Below are 2,514 nucleotides of genomic sequence, written 5' to 3' on the forward strand. Positions count from 1 at the left end.
ATCGTCGGGATCCTTTCCTTCCGGCAGCAGCGCAAAGCGCGCCGAGCGACCAGGTTGGACGGCCGGCAGCGCCATATCCGCGGCCCGCCACGCCGCCTTCAGCCCGGCCTTGTCGCCGTCGAAGCAGAGCACCGGCTCCGGCGCCATGCGCCACAGAAGCTCCAGCTGGTTTTCGGTGAGCGCTGTGCCGAGCGGCGCCACGGCGTTCTCGAAGCCGGCCTGCGCCAGCGCGATCACGTCCATATAGCCTTCGACCGCGATGACGGTGCCGCCCTTGGCGAGAGCCTTGCGGGCGCGGGCGAAATTGTAGAGCACGTTGCCCTTGTGGAAGAGCTCGGTGTCCGGCGAGTTCATGTATTTGGCGAGCGCATCGGGCGCCAGCGCCCGGCCGCCGAAGGCAATGATCTTGCCGCGCGAGTCCGGGATCGGGAACATGATGCGGTCGCGGAACCAGTCATAGGAGACCGGAATGTCGTCGCCATGCCGCACCAGCCCACAGGCCTCGATGTCGGCCTTCGGCACGCCCTTGGCGGCAAGATGTTCCTTGAGCGCATTGCGGCTGTCCGGCGCATAACCCAGCCGAAACGACTGCTGTGTCGCCGAGGTCAGACCACGCTCCCTCAGATAGGCGCGGGCCTTTGCGCCTTCCGGCCCCTGCAACCGCTCCTGGAAGAAGGCGGTCGCCATCTCCATGACATCCGTCAGGCTGGCGCGTTCCTTCTCGCGCCGTTCCTCCTGTTCGTCGCGAACCGGCATCGGCACGCCGGCCATGTCGGCGATCTTCTCGACCGCCTCGGGAAAGCTCATGCCGTCGAGCTCGGTCAGGAACTTGAAGTGGTCCCCCGACACCGAGCAGCCGAAGCAATGGTAGCGGCCCTTCTTGTCCTCGCAATGGAAGGACGGGCTCTTCTCGCCATGGAACGGGCAGCAGGCCCAATAGTCGCCGCGCGACGCATTGGTCTTCTTCCTGTCCCACGCGACGCGCTGGCCGATGACCGAGGAAATCGGCACACGGTCGCGGATCTCGTCGAGGAAGGCGGGCGGAAAGCGCATCGGAAACTCTTTTCCCGTCCATATAAGCACGCGTGCCGGTCCGCACGACCCCAAATACGGACGATGCCCGGTTTCCACAGGGCGAAGGAAGGCGGCCGTCGCCGGCCGCCTTCCTTCAAGTCCAGTGCTGGCCGGCTTATTGCACGGCGAAGGCGCCAAAGATGATGCCGAAAGAATGCTGACCAGCACATAGTCGTTGCCGACGCGGATCCACTCCTGCCCGGGGCCTGGACGGCGCAGGCCATAAACGGCCGTAATCGCGGACCGGCTGGTGCCGCTTCCAGCTGGAATACTTCTGGCCGTTGCGCCAATGGCTGCGCTTCACCACGACCTTCTTCTAGACGACGCGCTTCCTCACGTCGATGTGCTTGCCGGGCTGTTGCCAGTCGACCTGGTTGTAGTTCGACTGCGGCGCGATCGGCGCATTGAGCGGCGCGGCCTGGCCCGAGACGGACGTAGCGGCCAGAATCGAGGCGGCGACCGCGGAAAGAACGAGACGATTCATGGCGGTACTCCTTGGTTGTCGATGCGCAAGCGATAGGGTGCCGGCGATGAACCGAAACTGAACAGTAGAATTACAATTATATAATGATTTCCTATATTTATGATATCTAATTCAATAGCATCGTCAGATAGGCGTCTGATGCGCGCGCAAGCGCCGGACGGCATGACGCCATCGGCGCCGGTGGGCGATGCAACCAAATCGCCGTCCATCCATTTCCGACACGCCCCGTCGTGCGCCAGCCGTCGCCAGAGAGCCAAAATCTATTATCCGGCTAAAGTAAATCGGCGTATCCTCGGTTTCTGAAATGTCCATGATTCGCACCCTCTTTTGCCTCGTCGACGGTTCGGCTCGCGCGCCGCGCGCGCCCGTCGGATCGCGAGATCGCGTATGAGCGGTTCCGTCGTCCTTCTGCATCTTGCCGGCGCCGTGGCGCTGATGCTGTTTGCCACCCGCATGGTCAAGACGGGCGTCGAGCGTGCCTATGGCGATGCGCTGCGCCATCGGCTGCGCGCCACCATGCGCAATCCGCTGATGGCGGTTCTCGCCGGTTGCGGCCTGTCGGTCGCACTGCAGAGCTCCACGGCCGTGACCTTGCTGGTCGGCTCCTTCGCCGGCGCCGGCATCGTCTCCGGCATGTCCGGCCAATTGGCGGTGCGCGGCGCCGAGATCGGCTCGGCGCTGGTGGTCAAGCTCCTCACCTTCGACCTCTCCCTGCTGGTGCCGGTGTGCCTGGTCGCCGGCACCGTCATGTTCATGGCCACCGAGCGGCGCGACTGGCGCCAGTTCGGCCGCATCCTGGTCGGTATCGGTCTCTTGCTTCTGTCGCTGGAGATGATCGGCCAGGCGTCGGAGCCGTTGCGCCAGAGCACGCTGATGCCGATGATCGTCAACTATTTCTCCGGCGATTTCGTCACCGCCTACCTGCTCGCCGCGCTGGTCACCTGGCTGTTCCATTC

2 protein-coding genes and 1 pseudogene are annotated in these 2,514 nt (G+C 64.1%); 1 reads left to right on the plus strand and 2 read right to left on the minus strand.

Annotation, left to right across the window (positions count from 1 at the left end):
• Both dnaG and EOA33_RS41585 read right to left on the minus strand, forming a co-directional pair.
• On the minus strand, positions 1–1,053 hold a 1,053-nt coding region (gene dnaG, locus EOA33_RS31870), incomplete at its 3' end, for a DNA primase (protein ID WP_127407433.1).
• A 136-nt stretch (positions 1,054–1,189) separates the two neighbouring features.
• A pseudogene (locus tag EOA33_RS41585) lies at positions 1,190–1,558 on the minus strand (RcnB family protein).
• 387 nt (positions 1,559–1,945) lie between these two features.
• Between EOA33_RS41585 and EOA33_RS31880 the strand changes: the two are divergent.
• On the plus strand, positions 1,946–2,514 hold a 569-nt coding region (locus EOA33_RS31880), incomplete at its 3' end, for a Na/Pi symporter (protein ID WP_145989404.1).

The sequence above is a fragment of the Mesorhizobium sp. M4A.F.Ca.ET.050.02.1.1 genome (assembly GCF_003997725.1).
In the GTDB taxonomy this organism is placed as follows: Bacteria; Pseudomonadota; Alphaproteobacteria; order Rhizobiales; family Rhizobiaceae; genus Mesorhizobium.